Below are 20,650 nucleotides of genomic sequence, written 5' to 3'. Positions count from 1 at the left end.
TTGGCAACGTTCCCGACATCGATTGCATAAATAAAATAAGCCAAATATTTCCTATTTTCTTCCTAAATCTCTATCCTCAATCGGATTTTCAAATTGTATTTTACATACAAATAATAGGGTTATTGGAATCATTCAATAATGCTGTCCTGAAGGTCCGATCCCAGTCCGACACCGCTGAACTTCCTGTATCGATTAATAAGTAACCATCTAAATACTGTAAGATAATCTTTAGAAGATATATTAATTTTTGTAGGGGTAATCGGTTGAATGACCGTCAAGCAATTAATAATCAAGCAATTTTAATGGTAATCAATTCATGCGTATGAAAAAAAACTTTACAACTTGTGGGCACCGCTTTTTGCGTTGGACCATGGTCGGTGTAATTGTTACGGGCTTTGCTGCAGAGGTTTTTGCGAAAGAGAAACCTGCGGCAACCATGTTGGCGACAATTGACAGGACTATTTCAGGGAAAATCACCGCGGCCGAGGACAATTTGCCGATCCCCGGTGTTTCCGTTGTGGTGAAAGGAAGCAGGAGCGGTACAAACACGGACGTCGAAGGCCAGTTTAAAGTAGATGTTCCGGACAATAATGCGGTACTGGTATTTTCCGCAGTGGGTTTCGTAACACAAGAAGTTGCTGTCGGATCGAAAAGCGTGATCGACATTGTTCTGGTAGGTGACCTGAAAACGCTGAGTGAAGTGGTTGTGGTGGGATATGGTACTCAAAAGAAAAGTCAGCTGACAGGGGCGATTTCTTCTGTTTCGTCCAAGATGATCAGTGAAATGCCCATTACCAACGTAGGTCAGGCCATGCAGGGCCGTGTTGCCGGGGTGGACGTAGCACAGTCAGGCAGCAAGCCGGGCACCACTCCGAAAATCACCATCCGAGGCCGCCGGTCCTTTAACGCTGGCAATAACCCGCTGTACGTAGTCGACGGGATACCTCTTTCGGGCGATCGCAACGAATTGGCGGCAACCCGTCCGTTCGATTTTGTCTCAGGCGGTTATGAGGATCTTAACCCGAACGACGTAGCCTCGATGGAAATTCTGAAAGATGCTACTTCAACTGCCATTTATGGTGCGAGAGGTGCGAATGGCGTGGTTTTGATCACGACCAAAAGAGGTGCTCCAAAAGGTAAAACAACCGTTTCTTATGATACGTACGTGGGGGTAACCGATGCGCTCGACAAAGTGAAGCTGCTGGATGGACCGGGTTATGCTGAGCTCAAAAGAGAATCGAGAAGAACGTTGGGCACCTATAAGGATGCCAACGGAAACCCCGTGCCAACTGGTGTTATTGACACTTACGCTGATTCAAAACTTTTCGAACCTATAGAATTGGATGGAATTGCTAAAAACAGAACGACGGATTATCAGGAAATGATGATCCGGCAAGGCTTCCAGCAGAACCATACGCTCGGGGTGCAGGGTGGAAATGAAAAGACACAGTTCTATATCTCTGGAGGTTTTTTTAAAGATAAAGGGATTATTCCTGGGCTTGATTTTACGCGGACTTCCCTGCGTGTAAATATTGACCACAATATCAACAAGCGAATCAAGGTTGGTATTTCTTCGTATACCATGTACAGTTTGCGCAATGGAGCGAACCGTAACCCTTATGGCTACACTTTGGGCCAAAACCCGCTGGCAAAGGCTTATGACGACGATGGAAAATTGATCTTTGCCCAAACCAGCGATGCCCTGCTTACCAACCCAATGGCGGAATTGGTAAAAGGCGCCCAAATCGATGAAACAAAAAAATACCGGATCCTGAATAGCGTTTACGGGGAAGTGAACATTTTGAGCGGATTGAAATACCGTTTCAACTTCGGTCCCGACTTCTCGATTTCGCGCGCAGGGCGTTTCGTTGGTGCGCAAACCAACGACATCAAAGGTGGTAACCCAACGGCTGCGACCAATAGCCAGTTTGGGTTTAATTATACACTGGAGAACATTCTTACATACGGAAAAACATTCAATAACGTCCATAACCTGAATGTGACTGCGGTTCAATCTATCCAGCACGATAATTTCGAATACAACAACGTGTCTGTACAAGGGGTACCCGTAGAAGGGCAGGAGTTCCTCAACCTTGGCAATGCCAGCACTGTTTTAGGCGTGGGAAGTAACCTGATCCAGTGGACGCTGAACTCTTACATGCTCCGTCTGAATTACGATTATAATGACAAGTACCTGGTTACAATCACCGCACGTCGTGATGGTTCAAGCCGTTTTGGAGAAAATACGAAATATGGTACCTTCCCCGGCGTGGCAGTTGCGTGGAATATCAATAATGAAGGTTTCCTGAAAAGTGTTTCATGGATCGATCAATTGAAGATCCGCGCCAGCTATGGTAAAACCGGTAACCAGGGTGTTGCACCATATCAGACACAGGCATTGGTATCCCGTACATCTTATGCATATGGTACAGCCGCTGCCTATGGATACCGCCCTAATACCATCGGTAACCCGGATTTGAAGTGGGAGTCATCGGCTTCTAAAAATATCGGAGTTGATTTCAGCTTTTTCTCAGGCCGTGTTTCTGGTTCCCTGGAATTATATCAGACCAATACTACCGATCTCCTTCTTTCTGACCAGCTTCCCACTTCAACAGGCTTTGCGGCGGTCACTCGTAACGTAGGCGAAACCAGGAACAGAGGTATCGAACTTGGCGTATCTACGGTGAACATCAGTTCAAAGGGAGGGTTCAAGTGGACAACCGATTTCACTTTCTATAAGAATACGGAAGCGATTATTTCCTTGTACAACGGCAAAGTGGATGACACGGGTAACAAATGGTTCATCGGAAAGCCGCTTAATTCCTTCTACGATTACAAGAAAGTGGGTATCTGGCAAACCAACGAAGCAGATGCGGCAAAATCATACGGTTTTAGTGTAGGTCAGGTGAAATTGCAGGATACCGACGGCGATGGAAAGATTACAGCTAACGACCGTGTGATCCTGGGGTCAGATATTCCAAAATGGCAGGGAGGTATTACCAACCGCTTTAGCTACAAGGGCGTTGATTTATCGTTTTTCATTTTTGCCCGTGTCGGCCAGAAAATCATCAGTAAATTCCACCAGAACAGCTTAACCCTTCAGGGACGCTACAACCAGATCAAAGTGGATTACTGGACCCCGAACAACCCGACCAATGAATTTCCGAGACCTAATTTCAACCAGGAGTTCCCGGTATACAACACCTCGTTTATCTATTTTGATGGTTCATTTGTCAAAGTGCGTAACATCAACTTCGGGTATACATTCACCCAGAAATTTGCTCAAAGACTGGGTATTGAGTCGCTTCGCCTTTTTGCAAGTATTCAGCAGCCTTTCATTTTCTCGAAATACCGGTCTAAATACAACGGTATAGACCCAGAGTCGGCGGACGGCAACGTCAATAACGACGTAACACCTGCTACCAGAGTTTCGACATTAGGTCTGAATGTGAAGTTTTAATGATCACGGGGGAAAAGGTAATTCAAAATATTAAATTAGATCAAAATGAGACATATAGGATTTAAAAAGTCATTCACAGTACTCTGCCTGGCGGGTATGCTATTGGCAGGGCAATCCTGCAAGGACGTATTGGATGAGAAAGTAATTTCCAGTATCGGGGATGACTACTTGAATACAACTGCCGGCTTCAACTCTACGGTTAATGCCGCCTATTCTTCCCTTAGAAGTTTCTACGGAACGGAGAGAGGCTTATCCATGACAGAATATGGAACAGACCTTTACTCGGCTGGTGCTGACGGAAGCTACAAGGGTTTCCATTTCTATGATTCCCAACTGATCGGTACCGTAACGATCATTCAGGAGGTTTGGGACGAACTCTATAAAGGGATTAATACCTGTAACGCATTGATCGACAGGGCTCCAAATATTACTGGCGTTACTGATGCGATTAAAACACAGCGTATTGCGGAAATAAAATTTTTGCGTGCCCATTATTACTTTATCCTGTTCCAGCAGTTCGGCGGCGTAGATTTGCGATTGACCGAAACTTTGTTGCCGACTAAAAAGACTGCCAGGGCATCAAGCGATGAAATGTATAAGGCCATTATTGCAGATCTGGAAGCTGCTTTGCCAGGTCTTGAAAATAAGGCAAAGTCTGCAGACTATGGCCGTGCTACCAAGGCGGCAGCCGAGCATTTACTAGCCAAAGTTTACCTTGCCAAAGCTACTTCTTCTTCGAAGGCGGCTGACGATTATGCCAAGGCTGAAACCTATGCACAGAATGTGGTCAACAATTACGGATTCAAGCTGCTTCCCGATTTCGCGAGTGTGTTCTCGCAAGGCGCGGGCGAAATCAATGACGAGGTCGTTTTTTCTGTACAATATACATCCGACGCGCTGACGAACGGTTCTGGAAATAACCTGCACCTTTTGTTCGGAATGCAATACGATGTGCAGGCGGGTATGCAGCGTGATATTGCCTATGGACGGCCTTTCAAACGCCTCAGACCAACTCCCTATGCATTGGAAACTGTCTTCAAAGATCGTGTGAATGATTCGCGCTACAAAAAGACGTTCAGGGATACCTGGCTTTGCAATACAGCCGGAGGAACATTCACCAACGTATTCGATAATTCAAAGAAATCGGTGACTTTTAAAACCGGAGACACGACGATATATATTCCCGGAGTGGAATGGACCCTTGAGCAGCGCGCGGCAAAGCCTTATCAGGTATTGGTGCCCAGTTTGTACAGTCTCTCATTGTTTCCTACACTTGTCAAATTTATGGACCCGCTTCGTCCGGATAAGACTTATGAGGCCGGAAGCCGTGATTATTTGGCCTTCCGTTTGGCGGACACCTACCTCATGTTGGCAGAAGCTCAGTTGATGCAGAAAAAAGTGGCTGATGCCACGAAGAACATCAACATGGTTCGCCGTCGCGCTGCTTTCCCAGGGAAGGAAGCCGCCATGGAAATCAAAGAAGCCGATATGACTTTTGAGTTTCTCATGGAAGAAAGGGGACGTGAATTAATGGGTGAGCAAACCAGGTGGCTGGACCTTAAACGGTGGGGAAATCTGGTTGAAAGGGCTAAGAAATATAACACTGACGCGGCGGCTAACATCAAAGATACGCACTTGCTTCGTCCCATACCCCAGACCCAGATAGACCGCTCTGAAAAAGCAGCTGACGGAGGATCGACCTTCCCTCAGAATCCAGGATATTAAAAGCTGAAATCGGCAAACTAAATACATCTTTAGCTTAGTTCACGGGTTAGGGTGATCGAGACTTCCTGATACAGCGGAAGGCACAGGTTACCTTAACCCGTGTTTTTTATGGGAAAGCGGGTGCTGATTTTCCCACGATTAAGGTATGGCAATTGCGATCGCAAAGGGTGGAAATCCGTTGCGGTACCAGTACCTGATCAGTTCCGGTCATATGCACGGATCCTTTCATCGCCTGCAATTCAGTGAAATACAAAGGGAACAGCAATGACAACAACGGCTATTGGGATATAAAATGATTGTTGCGCCTTTGATCAAAATTCTGAAATAAAGATGCCCCTGGTAAGTAGAAAAGCCCCGCGCAAGGGGCTTTTCTACTTTAAGTCGCCCCAATATGCAAGGAATTGGAAAATATCATTTTTAAACCACATCATTCATATGGACCTTACCCATCGCCGGGATAAATCCCTGGGCAAGATCCAGTTCAAAGGCTGGGCGGCATCTAGCTGGACAATGTGCCCGATCCCGAGAAATCAGAGCAGATTTGCACGGTTATTTATAAAAATACATCGCGGAGAATCTGAAGTATCCGATTTAATCGCTAGCCTTAACCGCATTTGTAAGGGTATTAACATCAATACTTCGTTATGGAATATAATGGACGCAAACACATTCAGTTTTATAAAATGAAAAAATACAGATTATCGCTCGCGAGCTTTCTTATGATGGTAACCTTGTGCCAGGTTTACGCACAAAAGTCGAAAGACGGCTGGCAGGATTTGTTCAATGGCAAAGACCTCACCGGCTGGAAGCAGCTTAACGGGCAGGCAAAATATGAAGTGAAAGATGGCACCATTGTAGGTACTTCTGTAACGGACACTCCCAATTCATTTCTTACCACGGAGAAGAATTATGGTGATTTTATATTGGAATGCGATGTAAAAGTCGACAACAAGCTTAATTCGGGAATACAGATCAGGAGCCTATCCACACCAGCATATCAAAATGGCCGTGTGCATGGCTACCAGATTGAAATTGACCCGAGCGACCGCGCCTATTCTGCGGGAATTTATGATGAGGCACGCCGGGGCTGGCTTTATCCGCTCGACCTGAACCCTGATGCGAAAAAGGCTTTTAAGAAAGAAGCATGGAATAAGTACCGCATAGAAGCCATCGGAACTTCGATCCGAACCTTTCTGAACGGGGTACCAGTCGCACACGTGATCGATGATCTGACGCCAAGCGGGTTTATTTGTCTGCAGGTACATTCTATTGGGAACAACAAAGACCTCGAAGGAACACAAGTTAGCTGGAAAAACATTCGGATTAAAACTTCTAACCTGAAGCCAAGTGCGCCAGCCAACATTGCCATTGTTAACCTGATCCCCAACACGCTTGACCATTCAGAAAAGGAGCAGGGCTGGTCGCTTTTGTTCGACGGTAAGTCTGTGGATCAATGGAGATCTTATGGCGGAACGGATTTCCCGTCAAAGCGCTGGTCGCATGACGATGGTACTATTGTTATTTCAAAATCGGACGGCTCGGAAACAGGCAATGATATCGTGACCCGAAAACTGTACGGCCCAGCTTTTGAATTTGAATTTGAGTTTAAACTGACGGAAGGGGCGAACAGCGGCGTCAAGTATTTCGTGGACCAGAAATTCAATGCAAACGGGAAGTCGGGCATCGGGTGTGAATACCAGGTCCTGGACGACGAGCGACACCCGGACGCCAAACTTGGAAAAAATGGGAATCGTACCATTGCATCGTTTTATGACGTCATCCCGGCCGACAGCCCTAAAAATTCGGTGAAAAAGATCGGTGAATGGAACCAGGGGAGAATCGTTGTGAAAAAGGATGGTACCGTCCAGCATTTCCTGAATGGTTACAAAGTGCTTGAATATGTCCGCGGTTCACCTCAGTTTAAAGAATTTGTAGCAGCCTCTAAATTCAAAGGCTTCGAAGGCTTTGGTATGTCGCAGCAAGGGAACCTGCTCCTGCAAGATCACGGCGACAATGTATCCTTCAGGAGTTTAAAAGTTCGGGAAACCAATTGACAGGCAAGCTGAAAAAACAGGGAAAAATACAGTAGATAATCGTGCGGACATTATTTTCAACTGGTTGCCGACGGGATCTCTAAAAAAACAGTAGAAAAATTAACTTTCATAATAAAAGCATATCATGAGCAGTAGAAGGGAATTTATAAAAAATACAACACTGGCATCTGCCGGGATTGCTGTCGGGACCAGTGCATTCAGTGCTTCCAGCTACCGGCGGATACTGGGTGCCAATGACCGGGTAAGGGTTGGCATTATTGGGTTTTCGGACCGTTTTCGCAGCTCTCTGGCACCCAGCTTTTCCGATCACGCCAAAGAATTGAATTTCGAGTTTATGGGTATTTCGGATCTCTGGAACCGTCGTCGCGACGAGGCGGAGGCCTTTATGAAAGGCAAGCCGTATGCTTCCAACGAGTTTGTAAAGGCCCGTAACAATGAAGAATTGCTTGCGCGGAAGGATGTGGACGCAGTGATCATCAGTACTGCAGATTTTCAACATGCCTTGCATTGTGCCGAGGCCGTGAAATCGGGCCGGGATGTATATGTCGAAAAACCTTTTGCCGAAACACTGGAAGATGCAAAAATCGCACTGAAAGCAGTAGAAGCCTCCAAACAAATTGTTCAGGTAGGTTCCCAACGAAGGAGCGCTCCTAACTACTGGGCTGCTTATGAATACATTAAGTCGGGTAAGTTCGGTGATATTACCACGGTTGAAATGACCTGGAATGTAAACCAGCCGGGCAGGTGGAGACGTAAAGAGCTGGTGTCCCAGATCAGGAAGGAAGATACGGATTGGGACCGCTTCCTGATGAACCGCCCCAAAGTAGAATGGAACCCACGTTACTATCTTGAATTCCGTTTGTTCTATCCTTATTCTTCCGGTATCCCGGGCCAATGGATGGCCCACCAGATCGATACCGTACACTGGTTCTCGGGTTTGGAAGCACCAAGAAACGTGGTTGCCAATGGGGGCATTTATACCTGGAAGGATGGTCGTACAAATGTGGATACATTCAGCGCAGCGTTTGAATATGGTCCCTTTGACGATAAGAGCAAAGGTTTTCAGGTAATCTACTCTTCCCGTTTCAACAATGAGGCCGGCGGTGTAAAAGAATATTATTACTCCAATGGGGGAATGATCAATCTGGATACCAATAAGATTAGCTCCGAAGGCGGTTTGCAAGCCAAAGATGCCAAATCGATGGGAATGGAAGCGAATCTTCTGCCGGAAATGTCACTGAAAACAGGTGATAAAATAGCGACCGATGCCAATACTGGGGCCGATCCGATGACCTCGCTGCATATGCGAAACTGGATGGAATGTATCCGCAGCCGGAAAGAATCCAATGCGCCAGCACGGGTGGGCTTCAATCACTCTGTTGCTAATATCATGGCTACCAAAGCGCTACATACCGGAAAAAGGGTGACTTGGGACCACAAGAAGAAGGAGATCGTGTTGAGCTAGTTTACAGGTTTTCGTATTAATCAATTTAAATAACTGGTCAAAGTGAATTCAAAAAACACAGGTATCACCCTGGCTACTCTTTGCTTTGCGACATGGGCAGGTCTGGTAAATGCCCAAAAAGTGGACTTGGTCAACAACGAAAAGGAGAAAAAGGTAGAGGTCAAAATCGATGGAAAACCTTTTACGTCTTATTTCTATCCAGGCGAAAAGGTGCTTAAAAAGGCAGTCCTTTATCCAGTTCAAACCGCAAAAGGAACGATCATTACCCGGGGCTGGCCGCTGGACCCGAGGCCGGGAGAGCGTGTGGATCACCCCCATCACGTAGGTATATGGCTTAATTATGAGGATGTTAACGGTAACGATTACTGGAACAACTCGGACGCCGTTGACCATGCGAAAAGGGCCTACGGAACGATCATCCACACAGGCATCACTTCCATGAAAAGCGGAAAAGACAAAGGGGAACTGAAAGTGACGGCGGATTGGGTAGATAAAAACGGTACCCTGACCTTGAAGGAAACAACGACCTATGTTTTTAGCGGAAAAGGCGATACCCGTATCATTGACCGCTCAACAACTTTGACTGCGGTCCTGGACGAGGTAGCAATGCCTGATGTGAAGGATGGCATGTTCGCAATTCGTGTGGCCAGGGAGCTTGAACTTCCTTCTAATAAGCCCGAAATTTTCACGGATGCGAGCGGAATTGCGACGAAGGTGCCTGTCATGAACAATGAAGGTATTACAGGCAATTACCGCAATAGCAACGGTATTGAAGGAGAAGCTGTTTGGGGTAAACGTGCGGTCTGGTGTAATCTGACAGGCAAGATTAAGGACGAAAATATCAGTGTGGCGATAATTGACCACCCTAAAAATGTAGGATACCCTGCTTACTGGCATGCAAGAGGTTATGGGTTATTTGCGGTAAACCCGTTGGGAATGAAAGCATTGAGTGACGGAAAGGAAACCCTTAACTTCAAATTGAAAAAGGGAGAATCTACAACTTTCCGTTATCGCCTGGTAATCGCTTCCGAGCATTTGAAAGATGCAACCTTGAATGACATGGCAGCAGCCTATGGTAAGACGCAGTAGAATCAACAACGAATTTGGACAAAAAGCCCCGGAAACTTCGGGGCTTTTTGTTTATCAAGTATGATCAGGATGATAAATGCTTATCATACTTGATATGATAATTCAAATTTTAGCCCAATGAACCCATGTTTTTTGCGACAATCGGAATTCTGATAGCCTTTGCTGGTTTTGCGGTTAGTAAATCATCACTCCCTATTTCGCGGTATGCACCCATTTTGAAAACGGCTGGTGTTGCCGTGGTGATTCTTGGCATTCTTTCGTCGTCGATTCGTCAGATCGACGCCGGTACCATTGGTGTCCAGTCGTTATTTGGGAAAGTGAGTCCCCAAGTATTGGAAAACGGGCTCAATTTTGTAAACCCATTGGTAGATGTAGCAATTTTTGACACAAAAACGCAGAATTACACCATGTCTGCATCCACAAAGGAAGGCGAGCTAGAAGGTGACGACGCGATCAGGGTGCTTTCGGCAGACGGTCTTGAGGTTGTAATTGACCTGACGGTTTTGTACAAGATCATGCCGGAAAAAGCGCCGAGCATTTACAAGGGGATTGGCAGTGATTACAAAGACAAAATCGTTCGTCCCATTACCCGGACGCGGATCCGCGACAATGCCGTTTACTATGATGCGGTAGCGCTGTATTCCAAGCGGAGGGACGAATTCCAGAACCGGATCTACCAGACGATCGACAAGGATTTCAAAAGTCGGGGACTAGTCCTGGAACAACTTCTGATCCGGAATATCAATCTGCCGGAATCAGTGAAGAAGACTATTGAATCGAAGATCAATGCCGAGCAGGATGCGCAGAAGATGGAATTTGTATTGCAAAAAGAAAGACAGGAAGCGGAGCGCAAGCGTGTTGAAGCAAGAGGTATTGCCGATTATCAGACAATCATCGCATTAAGTCTCACGGACCGTCAGCTGCAATACGAAAGCATTAAAGCGCAAAAGGAACTGGCTGCTTCTCCTAATGCAAAGATTGTGGTAATGGGTGGGAAGGGAAATGTTCCTTTGATTTTGAATGAAAAGTAGGAAGTGTTGTGTCATTTTTGACTAAATTATCAACCTGAATTTTACTTATCCGTTCATTAATTGTAGTTTTAAGGGATTTCAAACATCCTGATGAAAACCGCTGCTGGTATCGTCCTTCTTCTACTGTTGCTCTACAATATGCTGGGGCTGTCAGTGGCCGTGCTTTGTCTTGAAACGCAATATGAAGTAGCCCCCGAAGTGACCGATCAGAGTGAGATACTTGTGGTTAAAACTTACGCCCCCACCGAACCGGTACTGGAAAATACCGGCACGCAGGAAGGTCTTTACCGTATTGATGATCAGCTTTATAATATTATCCATCAGGTATATCAGCATGATACGCTCTACACGACACTACAGGTGAATGCTTCTGCATGGCAACGTTTTTCGGAGTTGTCGGACATGATGCAGGAAGTGAATACGGATAAAGAAGCGACCAATCCGGTGAGCCGTACCATCAAAATGCTGAATGACTTACTGAAAGTATATTTGCCCATTCCCGTTGCCGCATTTGAATGCAAAAAGGATTTCGAGGGCATCACTCCAAAAATCGGATTCCCTGCCCTTCGCTGTGCTTTGCAAGGCGGAATTTCTGAGCTCCACTCCCCGCCGCCTCAGGCGACAATCTGAAATGTTTTTTTTACATGCACCCGCTGTCACGATGTCAGCGGGTTCTGTGCATGTATCCTGTTTATCAAAACTTCAGATCCATACATTGAAATGAAAAGAAATATTATACTATCTGTAACACTCATTCTGGTGGGTGCGTTGGCGATCAGCTTTTGCACAAAACCCACATCTGAGGAGAAAATGCTCTTGCTATTGCAGGAAACAAAAGCCAAAGTGTACCATTACCAAAATGGTTTCAGCCCCGATGCGCAACTGGTTTATCTTGATTCTTTTATCAGAACATTGCCAGAGACGGAATCCGGGCAGATCTTCAGAATGAACCATTTTAAGGCCAATACCCTTTTACAGCTTGGAAAATCGGAAGAAGCGCTTCAGATCCTGAAAAAACTGGAACGTGATCCGATTTCAGCACGCGTTCCCGGGATCATGCTCAAAGTCAAAGACGATATGGCACTGGCTTATCTCAGGCTGGGCGAGCAAACCAACTGTACCATGAACCATTCGGTAGATGCCTGTATCCTGCCAATCAAAAATGGTGGCGTTCATCAGGATACAAAAGGCTCCAGAGGGTCTGTTGAGATTTATAAGCGAATGCTGACTGCAAATCCTGATGACCTGGAGGCACGCTGGCTACTGAACATTGCTTATATGACTTTGGGTAAATACCCTGAAAGTGTTCCGAAAAAAATGCTGATACCGCATTTGGACGAGCCGGGCGAAGTTACAGTCGAACCGTTCCAGGATATTGCGCCAGCAATGGGCATGGACGTAAAGAATATGGCCGGAGGTGTGATCACAGAAGATTTCGATAACGACGGCTTTCTGGATCTGGCAATGTCGAGCTGGGACCTGGGCGAAGCCATGCATTATTTTAAAAACAACGGAGATGGTACCTTTTCAGATTTATCGGAGAAATCGGGCTTGGATAAGTTTACAGGAGGATTGCAGATCATGCAAACCGATTACAACAACGATGGGTTCAAGGATATCTTCGTTTTGCGCGGTGCATGGTTGAACGGGATTTACGGGGAGCAGCCCAATTCGCTTTTGAGGAACAATAAGAACGGGACGTTTACGGACGTGACGATCGATGCAGGGTTACTATCTTTTCATCCCACGCAAACTGCCACCTGGAACGATTTCAACAACGACGGCTGGCTGGATGTTTTTATTGGTAATGAAACCAGTATCGGTGACAACTTCCATCCTTGCGAACTTTACCTGAATAATCAGAACGGGACTTTTACCGAAGTAGCTAAAATTGCAGGAAGTGATGTTGCAGCATTTGTTAAGGGGGTCACCTCGGGAGATTTTGACAATGATGGCTGGAAGGATATCTTTCTTTCGACCATGAGCGGCCGCAGTTTTTTGTTAAGGAATAAAGGTTTAAGCGGATCAAAAGCGAATGCCGCCAAAGGGCTGAATTTTGAAGATGTAACCCAGCAAGCCGGGTTGCTTTTTGATCAAAACCGTAGTTTCACGACCTGGTTCTGGGATTATGATAACGATGGCTGGCTGGATATCCTCGCGGGGGATTATTCGATGCAGCATAACCTGAGCTACTATGCCGCGGCAGAGCAGTTGGGCGTCGCTCCGGAATTCCATGGGCAGCCTGTGCTTTACCATAACAATCAGGATGGTACTTTCAAAAATGTCACTAAAGAGATTGGTTTGGATAAAACGGCATTTGCAATGGGTGGCAGCTTTGGTGACATCGATAATGATGGGTATCTCGATATTTTCGTAGGAACTGGTAATCCAAGCTATAAATCACTGGTTCCCAACAAAATGTTTAAAAATATGGGCGGTAAAATGTTCGCGGATGTAACCACATCTGCCCAGGTTGGCAGCCTCCAGAAAGGCCATGGCGTTGCTTTTGCAGATTTGGACAACGATGGCGACCAGGATATTTACATCGATATGGGCGGGGCGTATACCGGCGATGCTTACCCGAGTTCTTTCTTTATGAACCCGGGCCAGGGGAAAAACAATTGGATATCTGTCAACCTGGAAGGTACCAAGGCAAATGTGGCTGCCGTGGGCTCGCGAATTAAAATTACATTGAGAGAAAATGGTGTCAGCAGAAGCGTTTACAGGGATGTAAATTCCGGGGGAAGCTTTGGATCGGCGCCTTTCAAGAAAGAGATCGGACTGGGACAGGCATCCATCATCGATGAAATCGAAATCAGATGGCATGGTAGCGGATTGGTACAAAGGATCAAAAATGTAGTTCCAAACCAGTTTATCAAAATCCGGGAAGGCAGCGATAAGATTGAAAAGCTGGCACGTAAAAAGCTGACTTTTAATGACAAGATGCACCAAGGGATACCGGTTTGTCTTCCCGTGGCCAAAGCGTCTATTTAATGTACTTTCAGTTGGTATGAATAGGAAGTACCCTGCAATAGTCCAATGATGTTTTAAAAAAGCAAACAATTTAACGGGCCGGTTGTTATTTTTGAGATCAGAAAATTGTTACTTTAAATGACAATTCATCAATACCTCAATGAAACAATCGGCCAAAAGCGATGTTGCGGAAAAGCTGCAAAGAGAAATCCTTTCTTTGCAGGGATTTAAAGTGCCTTCCGATGGTCAGCATAAACGTTTTGGGCTGGGAGAGATTGAAAAGGCATTTCCAAATGGCGTGTTTCCAATAGGCGCAGTTCACGAATTTTTAAGTTTAGCGCAGGAGGATGCCGCCGCAACAACCGGTTTCATGGCTGCCTTACTCGGGCAAGTAATGCAGCAGCGCGGTACATGTCTTTGGATCAGTACAAACCGCGCCGTGTTTCCACCGGCACTGAAATTTTTCGGAATAGAGCCCGACCAGGTTATTTTCCTTGATCTGAAAAAAGAGCAGGATTTACTTTGGGCAATAGAGGAGGCATTGAAATGCGATGCATTGACAGCGGTGGTTGGCGAAATAAAGGAAATTACCCTGACGGAATCGAGGCGATTGCAGCTTGCGGTGGAGCAAAGCAGGGTCACTGGTTTTTTACACCGATATAATCCCAGGAATGCCAATACACTAGCTTGCGTTTCCCGCTGGAAAATTAGGTCTGTACCCAGTGAGCTGGAACCAGGAATGCCTGGTGTTGGATACCCGCGATGGAATGTGCAATTATTGAAAGTACGAAACGGCGAGCCGGGCGAATGGGAATTGGAATGGTCGGGTGGGGCATTTCAGCATGTCAGGAAACCTATGATGGTGGTAGAGGAAAAGAAATTGCTTCAGGCGGGATGATTTCACGCTTCCGGTCATCACAAATTTTCGGATTGAATTTCTATATATTCGTATTTTCAAGATTCAACATTCCTTTTACCTTTCCATGATGAAAACAACTCTGCCTGTACTTCTTTTTGCCCTGATCCTGCTGCAAAGCTTCTCCTCCTGTAATGCACAAACAGCAGTGCCTGCGGCCAAAATCGATTCGATCTTCAAGGAATGGAACAAACCCGGGATGCCTGGGGCGGCGGTGGGGGTGGTTCATGGGGGGAAGCTCATCTATGCCAAAGGCTTTGGAGAGGCCGACCTGGAAACAGGGGCAAAAATTAGTCCTGAGACCATATTTCACGTGGCGTCGGTATCCAAGCAGTTTACGGACTATGCGATTGTTTTGTTGGCCGAGCAGGGCAAGCTATCGCTGGACGATGATATCCGCAAATACATTCCCGAATTGTATGATTTTGGAAAACCCATCACCATCAGAAATCTGGCTAACCATACGAGCGGCTTGCGAGATCAATGGAATTTACTGGCCATGGCAGGCTGGCAATTGGATGATGTGATCACCAAACAACATGTTTTCAACCTTATCACACGACAAAGAGAGCTGAATTTCGAGCCGGGCTCAGCATATATGTATTGTAATACGGGTTATACGCTCCTGGCCGAGATCGTCAGCCGGGTTACCAAGCAACCTTTTACTTATTGGATGGAACGCAATGTTTTCAAACCGCTGGGAATGAAAAATACCCTGTTTTACGACGATCAGGAGAAGATCGTGAAGGGTCGGGCTTACTCATTTCATAAAACGCCCGGCGCATTGGGGCCGACAATGTTCAATAAAAGCATTCTTAGTTATGGCAATGTAGGCGCTACCAGCTTGTTCACGACCGTCAATGACATGGCGTTATGGATCGACAATTTCCGTTCTCCCCAGGTGGGTACTCAGGCTACGATGAAACAAATGCTTGAAAAGGGGAGGTTAACCAAAGGCGACACGTTATCCTATGCTCTGGGCCTGATGTACGGAAAATACAAGGGCCTTGATTATTACGGACATGGCGGCGCCGATGCCGGTTTCCGGTCCAATATAGCTTATTTTCCAAAGGAGGATTATGGTTTTATTGTGTTGAGCAATCAGGCAGAATTTGATGCGGCGAAGAAGAGTTTTGAAGTTGCGGACCTGTACATGTCCAAGCTTTTTAAAGAAGATAAACTTGCTGCAAAGCCAGGCAATGCATCTGCTGGTGAGTTTAAATTCGACTCAACCCTTTTCAAAAATTACATCGGGTCATATGCCTTGACAGAAGCTCCGGATTTTGTCCTGACTTTTAAAAAAGAAGGGGATAAATATATGACACAGGGTACCGGCCAGCCGTGGGCTGAAATATTCCCTTCCTCCGACTCTACGTTTTTTCTGAAAGTGGTGGAAGCGTCGGTTGTTTTTCATAAATCCAAAGAAGGCAAAGTAACCCGGCTTACCCTGAAACAAAACGGCGACCATCCTGCAACGCGTGTGGAACCAAAATCGGAAAAACCAATTCCGAAGGGGCAGTTCGTGGGCACTTATTACAGTCCCGAACTCGAAACGCTTTACACCATTGCACTCAAAGACGACATCCTCAAACTGCGGCACGTACATCATGGAGAAGTGGATTTAAAGGTAGTAAGCAATGATAAATTGCGTGCGCCGTGGTGGTTTGTCCAAAGTATTGATATAGTAAGGGATACTTCCGGAAACATTACCGGATTAAAAATGTCCAACGGGCGGGTAATGAATTTGCGTTTCAAAAAGCTGCCGGATGATTTCGCTGCCGGAGCAATTCCTGTCGGTACTAAATGATCGTTTTTGCCGGACGGCTGACGCAGAATTCTTTATCCAGAAAATCCCTGATGAATTTTTTAGGTGTCGTGGAAAGATAATGTTTAAAATCTTTGATCAGATGGCTTTGGTCGTGATAGCCAAACTGGTCGACGACCGATAGCCAATCGATTTCTTTTTCCTGTTCCTGAATAAAATGAATAACCTGCTTGAAACGCAGGAACCTGGACAACTCCTTGGTTGAGAAGCCTATATATTTTTTGAATCGCATCTGAATCGTGCGCTCCGAAAGGTCTGTCTCGATTGCTATTGCTTTAGAAGATCCTGTAAACATCCCATTTGAACTTTGTATTCCTTCCAGCAAGGGAACTGTTTGTTCATTTGCATCCTGGAAATAAATATTCCCATGTTCGATCAGCACCGCGATCCTGTCTTCCAGGGTCTGTAAACCTCTTAAAATTTCCCATAAATCACCAAATCCGGTCATATGTAATAGCTCGTCCGGATGATATACCCTGTTGTCCTGCACTTCATCCGCCGGGATTTGGAACAGACGATAAAATCCGTCAGGGTTAAAAACAACCGTGATCAGATTGGTTTGTGGCAGCACTTCATAATTTAACATTTTCTTGAGCGGACCAATCAGCCCAAGTTTCCCAATGGACATGTTTCCATAATCCTGATCTCCAAATGACAATCTCAATGACGGGCCGAAATTGAATATCAGCATCATTTCCAAACTCGGTGACAGGTGCTGGTCCATTTTCGTAAAATCGTCATCAGTGCGGATGCAGTAGATATGCTTGATCACGTCACTGAGCGGGCCGGTTATATCTATATGTCTCCCAATCAGATCCATAAGTCAGTTTTTGCTTTCGTTTTCTTACAATTTTTACTCCTGGGCTGGACCTAGTTTTGATGAAAAATAAGTTGAACATTTAAACAATCAGCCAAATGTCAGATTTGAAATCGCCCAAAATCCTCATCACGGGAGCTACCGGCAATATCGGAAAAGAGTTAATCAAATATCTATCTGCAAAAGAAATACCTTTCAAGGCAATGATGCGCTCTCTGGAAAGCAAAGCCGATATAGAGACTTTAGGCGGCATGGTGGTTCAAGGAGATTTCAATGACCATAGCTCCCTTGCAGATGCCCTGACTGGAATTGAAAAAGCTTTTCTTCTTACCAATTCATCGGAGAAAGCAGAAGAGCAGCAGCTAAGGTTTGTAGATGCTGCAATCGAATCAGGGGTGAGGCATATCGTGAAATTATCGCAATGGGCCGCAGATGAACATTCACCCGTCCGGTTTTTGCGGTATCATGCGGTGGTTGAACAGAAAATTCGGGAATCGGGGATGAAATTTACTTTTCTCCGCCCTAACCTTTTCATGCAAGGCCTGCTCGGTTTCAGGGATACAATACGTTTTCAGGGCCAGTTTTTCGGAGCAATCAGCGATGCTAAAGTCAGTATAATCGATACCCGTGATATAGCCGCCGCCGCAGGGGAAGCACTGGCGGACCCAAAGCATGAAAACAAAACTTACGATCTGACGGGACCCGAAGCATTAAGTCATGATGAACTGGCCGAAAAGTTATCCCGGGCAACGGGCAAGAAAATTCAATTTGTGGATATCCCTTCGGAAGTACTTCACGATATGCTTCTGAAAGTCGGTTTTCCTGAATGGCAGGCAGAAGGTCTTGTTGAGGATTACGCACATTACAAAAGAGGGGAGGCGGCCGAAATGACTGGTGGGTTGTGGGATATAACCGGTTCCCAGCCCAGAACTTTCGATACTTTTGCCGCCGACTATGCAGCATTGTTTAGATAATCCCTGACCAAATAAAATGCTTCAAAGCCAGACAGGAAGGCTCTGAAGCATTTTAATTAGATTATCTGTTTGCGTATTCAGTGATCTGGTGCCATTTCCTGATCATGGACATCAGTTCGTCTAGCTTAATGGGTTTGCTAATGTAGTCGTTCATGCCCGCATCCATGCATTCCTGTTGGGTGCCTTCCATTGCATTGGCTGTAAGGGCGATGATTATAGGCTGGTCAACAACCGTTTTGCGTATAAGTCGGGTTGCTTCCAGACCGTCCATGACTGGCATTTGCATATCCATAAAGATTAGCCCGTATTTTTTCAGGTTTGCTGCTTCGAGTGCTTCCTGTCCGTCTTTGGCAACATCAGGCTCATAACCCAGTTTTTGCAGTATACGGACAATCACATGCTGGTTGATCTGATTATCTTCAGCTACAAGAAGCTGGAACGGATAATTTTCTGAAAAATCGGTAGAAAGCTTATTGGAAGCTACATCTGTCCTTGTGAGTAATTTGCGCTGTAAGGCAGTCATCACGTGATTGTTCAGCACATGCTGTCGTATCGGCTTGGTAAGAATAGATGCAAAAAGTGGCCGGTACTGGTCTTTTAGCTCCTCACCAATAGAGCTGAGCAGGATGATTGGCATTTCAGGCGAATAGCGCCGGATGTTCCCCGCCAGGGCAATACCGTCCATTTCGGGCATTTGCATGTCGGTAATCACCAGGTCTATTTCGTGATCGCCGAATAATATTTCCATTGCTTCTGCGCCTGAAGACGCCAGCACTGGCTGTAATTTCCAGTTTTCCATCTGGCGCTTCAGAATTGCCAGGTTGGTGGCATTATCATCTACGAGCAGGATTTTCTTTCCCCGATGTTCGTCCATATCCTGGTCCACGTAAGTCGGCAGGATTTTGGTGCTTCTGCTGGTTTTTAATGTAAAAGAAAATGTCGAGCCATGATCGACCTCGCTGGTGACGCTGATTTCGCCCCCCATCAGGTTCACCAGTTTTTCGGATATGGCCAGGCCCAAGCCTGAACCGCCATACTTGCGGGTAGTGGAAGAATCGACCTGGGAAAACGCTTTAAAAAGCCGGTTCATTTTGTCTTCGGAGATCCCGATCCCAGTATCCCGGATGTCAAAACGCAATTTCAGTTTATCGTCTGCTGCTGGCTGTTCCCGGGTAACATACACGCACACTTCTCCCCGTTCGGTGAATTTCATGGCATTGCCGACCAAATTGATTAATATCTGCCGCAATCTTAAAGAGTCGCCAACGATTTGGGCCGGTACGTCTTCTTCAATCTGATACACAAGATCCAGGCCTATTTTTGCCGCTTTGCTGCCAAAGATATCCAGTACATCCTCAATGTTCTGACGTAGATTGAAGTCCTCATTTTCAAGCTCGAGGCTTCCCGATTCGATCTTTGAAAAATCAAGAATGTCGTTGATTACATTGATCAGCGTGTCTCCGCAGGTGGCGATCGTCTCCGTAAACATCCGCTGTTCTTCGGTAAGCTGTGTTTCCTGTAAAAGCGCCGCCATTCCGATTACGCCGTTCATGGGGGTCCTGATCTCATGGCTCATGGTAGCCAGAAAAACGCTCTTTGCCTGATTGGCCTTGTCTGCATCCTGTCGTGCTTTGATCAGCTCGGCATTGGCTGCGCGAAGCCTCCCGTTTACCCTTCTCTGAGCTTCCTCATTTTGCTTCCTTGCCAGTGAAAGTTGCACTTCTTTTTGCAGATCCGCCATTTGCGTAGCCTGATTGATTTGCAGTTCATAGTATTTATCCAGCATATAGGCCCATAATCCGCATATAAAAAAGATGGCGGCCGCAAGCAAAATATGAATGGTGAAAGTCAGAAGATCGAAATAATCCAGTGTGGTAAAGTAAATTTTGGAAAGACCGGAATTCTGGAGGTATCCGAAGGTGGCGTGATGAAGCAATACAACGATCAGCATCGGGATCTGGAGTTTCCATTTCTGAAAGGTAATGAGTACTGCACTGCCAATGAATGCGAAGAAATGCATCTCGAACAAACCATGCATCTGATAAATAAACTGGGCCATGTAAATGCCCAGTACTGTACTCAGTACATATTGGTAAAGGTCCGATTCTGGCAATGCAAGTTTGGTGGAGTAGTACGCCACCAGCAGAATACCGCCAACGCCAATAGCGATAAACCAGGTGTCGTAGAAAACGGCTAAAACCAGGCCTATCAAAAAGTAGCCTGGTAAAAAGAAGTTCATCAGATGGTCGGACCTTTCCTTGATCCCTGATTGAAATTTGCCGATGGGGATTTTCGGCAAAGCATTCCTTCGATTCATACTT

13 protein-coding genes are annotated in these 20,650 nt (G+C 45.9%); 11 read left to right on the top strand and 2 right to left on the bottom strand.

Going from position 1 to position 20,650, the window contains the following annotated elements; all coding sequences use genetic code 11:
• Window positions 1-322: 322 nt before the first annotated feature.
• The 10 genes from AC1XUF_RS06505 (at window position 323) to AC1XUF_RS06460 (ending at window position 16,520) form a co-directional block, all read left to right on the top strand.
• The gene (locus AC1XUF_RS06505; RefSeq protein ID WP_483340861.1) at window positions 323-3,460 is read left to right on the top strand and encodes a SusC/RagA family TonB-linked outer membrane protein; all 3,138 of its coding nucleotides are present in this window, start codon (window positions 323-325) and stop codon (window positions 3,458-3,460) included.
• Between the two features lie 45 nt (window positions 3,461-3,505).
• A complete protein-coding gene (locus AC1XUF_RS06500) occupies window positions 3,506-5,185 on the top strand; it encodes a RagB/SusD family nutrient uptake outer membrane protein (protein WP_483340860.1) in 1,680 nt (559 codons plus the stop codon).
• A gap of 683 nt (window positions 5,186-5,868) precedes the next feature.
• Entirely contained in the window at window positions 5,869-7,239 is a 1,371-nt protein-coding gene (locus tag AC1XUF_RS06495; RefSeq protein ID WP_483340859.1) for a 3-keto-disaccharide hydrolase, read from the top strand.
• 124 nt (window positions 7,240-7,363) lie between these two features.
• Complete coding sequence (locus AC1XUF_RS06490; RefSeq protein WP_483340858.1) at window positions 7,364-8,704, top strand: Gfo/Idh/MocA family protein; 1,341 nt, start codon at window positions 7,364-7,366, stop codon at window positions 8,702-8,704.
• Between the two features lie 69 nt (window positions 8,705-8,773).
• Complete coding sequence (locus AC1XUF_RS06485; protein ID WP_483341282.1) at window positions 8,774-9,793, top strand: DUF6807 domain-containing protein; 1,020 nt, start codon at window positions 8,774-8,776, stop codon at window positions 9,791-9,793.
• Window positions 9,794-9,918: 125 nt separating this feature from the next.
• A complete protein-coding gene (locus tag AC1XUF_RS06480; RefSeq protein ID WP_483340857.1) occupies window positions 9,919-10,824 on the top strand; it encodes a prohibitin family protein in 906 nt (301 codons plus the stop codon).
• A 90-nt stretch (window positions 10,825-10,914) separates the two neighbouring features.
• Window positions 10,915-11,454, top strand: a complete 540-nt coding sequence (locus AC1XUF_RS06475; RefSeq protein ID WP_483340856.1) for a hypothetical protein — start codon at window positions 10,915-10,917, stop codon at window positions 11,452-11,454.
• A gap of 90 nt (window positions 11,455-11,544) precedes the next feature.
• On the top strand, window positions 11,545-13,818 hold the full coding sequence (locus AC1XUF_RS06470; protein WP_483340855.1) for an FG-GAP-like repeat-containing protein: 2,274 nt from the start codon (window positions 11,545-11,547) through the stop codon (window positions 13,816-13,818).
• A gap of 139 nt (window positions 13,819-13,957) precedes the next feature.
• Window positions 13,958-14,695 carry an ImuA family protein gene (locus AC1XUF_RS06465; RefSeq protein ID WP_483340854.1) on the top strand — a complete coding sequence of 246 codons (738 nt, stop codon included), beginning with the start codon at window positions 13,958-13,960 and terminating at the stop codon, window positions 14,693-14,695.
• Window positions 14,696-14,780: 85 nt separating this feature from the next.
• Window positions 14,781-16,520 carry a serine hydrolase gene (locus tag AC1XUF_RS06460; RefSeq protein ID WP_483340853.1) on the top strand — a complete coding sequence of 580 codons (1,740 nt, stop codon included), beginning with the start codon at window positions 14,781-14,783 and terminating at the stop codon, window positions 16,518-16,520.
• On the opposite strand, the gene AC1XUF_RS06455 is transcribed toward AC1XUF_RS06460, so the two are convergent.
• Window positions 16,513-17,358, bottom strand: a complete 846-nt coding sequence (locus AC1XUF_RS06455) for an AraC family transcriptional regulator (protein WP_483340852.1) — start codon at window positions 17,356-17,358, stop codon at window positions 16,513-16,515. The two genes, AC1XUF_RS06460 and AC1XUF_RS06455, sit on opposite strands and share 8 nt — an antisense overlap.
• Window positions 17,359-17,453: 95 nt before the next feature.
• Between AC1XUF_RS06455 and AC1XUF_RS06450 the strand changes: the two genes are divergently transcribed.
• Window positions 17,454-18,329, top strand: coding sequence for an SDR family oxidoreductase (locus AC1XUF_RS06450; RefSeq protein ID WP_483340851.1), 876 nt, complete (start codon window positions 17,454-17,456; stop codon window positions 18,327-18,329).
• A gap of 61 nt (window positions 18,330-18,390) precedes the next feature.
• Here the strand turns inward: AC1XUF_RS06450 and AC1XUF_RS06445 are convergent, their stop codons facing one another.
• Window positions 18,391-20,646: a response regulator gene (locus tag AC1XUF_RS06445; RefSeq protein WP_483340850.1), complete on the bottom strand. Its 2,256-nt coding sequence runs from the start codon at window positions 20,644-20,646 to the stop codon at window positions 18,391-18,393.
• Window positions 20,647-20,650 lie beyond the last annotated feature (4 nt).

The organism is Dyadobacter sp. HNCC25DJ185 (assembly GCF_056895195.1).
The sequence above is the reverse complement of the archived record's forward strand: the minus strand, read 5'-3'. Positions and strand labels throughout refer to the sequence as shown.

Bases quoted from the DNA above. Each gene is read 5' to 3' on its own strand.
- AC1XUF_RS06455 (WP_483340852.1), bottom strand. From the start codon at position 17,358: ATGGATCTGATTGGGAGACATATAGATATAACCGGCCCGCTCAGTGAC.
- AC1XUF_RS06480 (WP_483340857.1), top strand. From the start codon at position 9,919: ATGTTTTTTGCGACAATCGGAATTCTGATAGCCTTTGCTGGTTTTGCG.
- AC1XUF_RS06460 (WP_483340853.1), top strand. From the start codon at position 14,781: ATGATGAAAACAACTCTGCCTGTACTTCTTTTTGCCCTGATCCTGCTG.
- AC1XUF_RS06505 (WP_483340861.1), top strand. From the start codon at position 323: ATGAAAAAAAACTTTACAACTTGTGGGCACCGCTTTTTGCGTTGGACC.
- AC1XUF_RS06495 (WP_483340859.1), top strand. From the start codon at position 5,869: ATGAAAAAATACAGATTATCGCTCGCGAGCTTTCTTATGATGGTAACC.
- AC1XUF_RS06475 (WP_483340856.1), top strand. From the start codon at position 10,915: ATGAAAACCGCTGCTGGTATCGTCCTTCTTCTACTGTTGCTCTACAAT.
- AC1XUF_RS06445 (WP_483340850.1), bottom strand. From the start codon at position 20,646: ATGAATCGAAGGAATGCTTTGCCGAAAATCCCCATCGGCAAATTTCAA.
- AC1XUF_RS06490 (WP_483340858.1), top strand. From the start codon at position 7,364: ATGAGCAGTAGAAGGGAATTTATAAAAAATACAACACTGGCATCTGCC.
- AC1XUF_RS06465 (WP_483340854.1), top strand. From the start codon at position 13,958: ATGAAACAATCGGCCAAAAGCGATGTTGCGGAAAAGCTGCAAAGAGAA.
- AC1XUF_RS06470 (WP_483340855.1), top strand. From the start codon at position 11,545: ATGAAAAGAAATATTATACTATCTGTAACACTCATTCTGGTGGGTGCG.
- AC1XUF_RS06450 (WP_483340851.1), top strand. From the start codon at position 17,454: ATGTCAGATTTGAAATCGCCCAAAATCCTCATCACGGGAGCTACCGGC.
- AC1XUF_RS06500 (WP_483340860.1), top strand. From the start codon at position 3,506: ATGAGACATATAGGATTTAAAAAGTCATTCACAGTACTCTGCCTGGCG.